Source organism: Bacillus sp. P4_D3, assembly GCF_056401855.1.
In genome coordinates this window covers 1-2,217 of sequence record NZ_JBFUIN010000518.1, presented here as the reverse complement: position 1 = coordinate 2,217, position 2,217 = coordinate 1, and the positions used below count along the sequence as shown (strand labels likewise).

General features: G+C 34.1%; 1 protein-coding gene and 1 pseudogene. One reads left to right on the top strand and one right to left on the bottom strand.

From position 1 onward, the window contains the following. Positions 1-152: 152 nt before the first annotated feature. Positions 153-1,763 (top strand): lipase family alpha/beta hydrolase, encoded by a 1,611-nt coding sequence (locus AC1DTM_RS23500; RefSeq protein WP_423747630.1) that lies wholly within the window; start codon positions 153-155, stop codon positions 1,761-1,763. Positions 1,764-1,984: 221 nt separating this feature from the next. Here AC1DTM_RS23500 and AC1DTM_RS23495 read toward each other — a convergent pair. Then, a pseudogene (locus AC1DTM_RS23495) lies at positions 1,985-2,083 on the bottom strand (preprotein translocase); the annotation flags it as partial. Between the last annotated feature and the right edge of the window lie 134 nt (positions 2,084-2,217).

Here is a 2,217-nt window from a genome sequence, read left to right as displayed (position 1 = left end):
GAATGAATGTTGAGAGAATAACGTTTGATAAGAAAGAAATGCGGCTACTAATTTCTAATTCTAATGTATCGAAAAAGTAATTGATTAAATGGAATTTAAAATAATTGGTGTTCAATGTAATGGTAGCGTTTTCTTTCTTGCGGAAAAGGGGGATGTTAATGGGAACTATGAAAAGGAGTATAGCATTATTTATTGTACTTTGTTTTATGAGTCCGCTGGTTTTTAGTACAAATGTACACGCGGAGGTTGTAACAGAGCTTAAGACTGGTTTTCCAGACAAAGAAGTATTTACTCCTGGAGAATGGTTTTTAGGTCAGAAACCTGCTAATTATGATGAGAATAAACCACCAATTCTCTTTGTGCAAGGAAGAAATGGTAATGCGGATAGTTGGTATGGAAAGACAGTATATCATGATATGAATGATATGTACGACTACGCATTGAAAGCAGGCTATCAAACTGTATTTATTCAATTATACGATGCTGCGGGGAAAGGWTCAGCTAGCCAATGGGACAATGGAAAATTGTTAGCACAAAAGCTTGAAGAAATTTATAATCATTTTGGTAAAAAAGTAAATGTTGTAGCTCATAGTAAAGGTGGTATCGATACACAAGCTGCGTTAGTTGGATATGGAGCGAATCGATTTGTTGGAAATGTTATTACACTTGCCACTCCGCATTACGGATCAAATTTAGCGGATTTATCATATAGTTGGTGGGCAGGGTGGCTCGCCTCTATATTAGGTCAAAAAGATGATGGGACATATTCATTGCAAATAGGTGAAATGGCAAAGTTTCGTTCTACAATAGATAATAATCCTGCAGCTAAATTAAACCGTTACTATACGGCTACTGGGACGAGCTGGGGGCCTGTTTTTTCAGCATTATCTATGGGCGGGTTGTACTTGTCATCATACGGTTCTAATGATGGATTAGTGAACGAATGGAGTGCTAAGTTACCATATGGAACACATTTATTTACGGATTCACGATTTGACCATGATAATATACGAAAAGGTTCAGCTGTTTTTGCACGAATTGAACCATATTTACGGACAGCAAATTTACCAGTACCGGCTTTATTAGCCCCGATTAATAGTTCAGAGGAAAAGGTAGAACAATTAAACACAACTTCTAATCGAGCTATTTTAGGAGGAGAGTTGTCACAAAATCAGTGGGTAGGGAAAATTGTCGCAGTGGATAAAAAAGCAGAAGGGGTAGTTTCTGTTTTAACAGCTTCTTCGGATGTAGAAATACAACTAATATCTCCAAAAGGAAAAGTTTATACAAATAAAGATAGTGCTGTATCTACTGGTGAAGGTGAATCTCTCTTTAAAGGAGCGACTATAAGAACATTTAAATTTGATAAAATGGAAGCAGGAGAATGGCAAGTTAAAATGATGGCAAAGCAGCCAAAAGATGCATATTTAATCGTAACCGATTACAAAAAAGATGCTCCGTTCGTCCTTCAAATGCCGGCAAAAGTTAAAGTAAATAAAGCAGAGTATAAACTCAAAAAATCACCTGCAGCTCCAGAAATGAAAGGCAATCTTTCAGTAACAGTAAGAGTAATTAATAAAGATGGAAAATTAGTTTCTGAATCAAATGAATCGCAAAATATTAATACAACTACATTCACAGGTGCTTTGAAAAATATAGAACAGCCAGGTGTATATAACGTTACAATTGATATGAAAGGGATGAATAAGGAAGGACAACCTTATAATCGTACGATAGTTAAATCGGTTTATGTAGAGAAGTAGGAAAGAAGGAATCTGTTTTAATAAAAAAAGTGCCGAATTCTTGTGGTAGAAGTATTCGGTACTTGTTTTGCTTATTAGATTAATAGAACTGTAAAATGAGAGCATACGTTTTATAAGGTAGATGAATAAAAGATCTGAAGATTGTAGGAATCGAAAGGAAACGCTATTTAATAATAAAAAAAGATGCTGAAGTAGCATCTGAATATGAAGGTGAATTATTATTAGTTTAGTTTTGTAACAGTTAATTCAACTGAATTTATACCATTATCACAAGTTACAATACTTTGATGATTAAAACTACTATTATTTCTAAGTTGAAGATTATATGTAATGACTTTTGAAGAAGAAAAAGGCTGAAAACTTAGCAGATAACTCTATCCGAGGTTTTAAAATGTTGAAGTATTTAAACTTTAAGATAGTATATCACCAAAGTAAACAAGAGAAGTATTTAAAG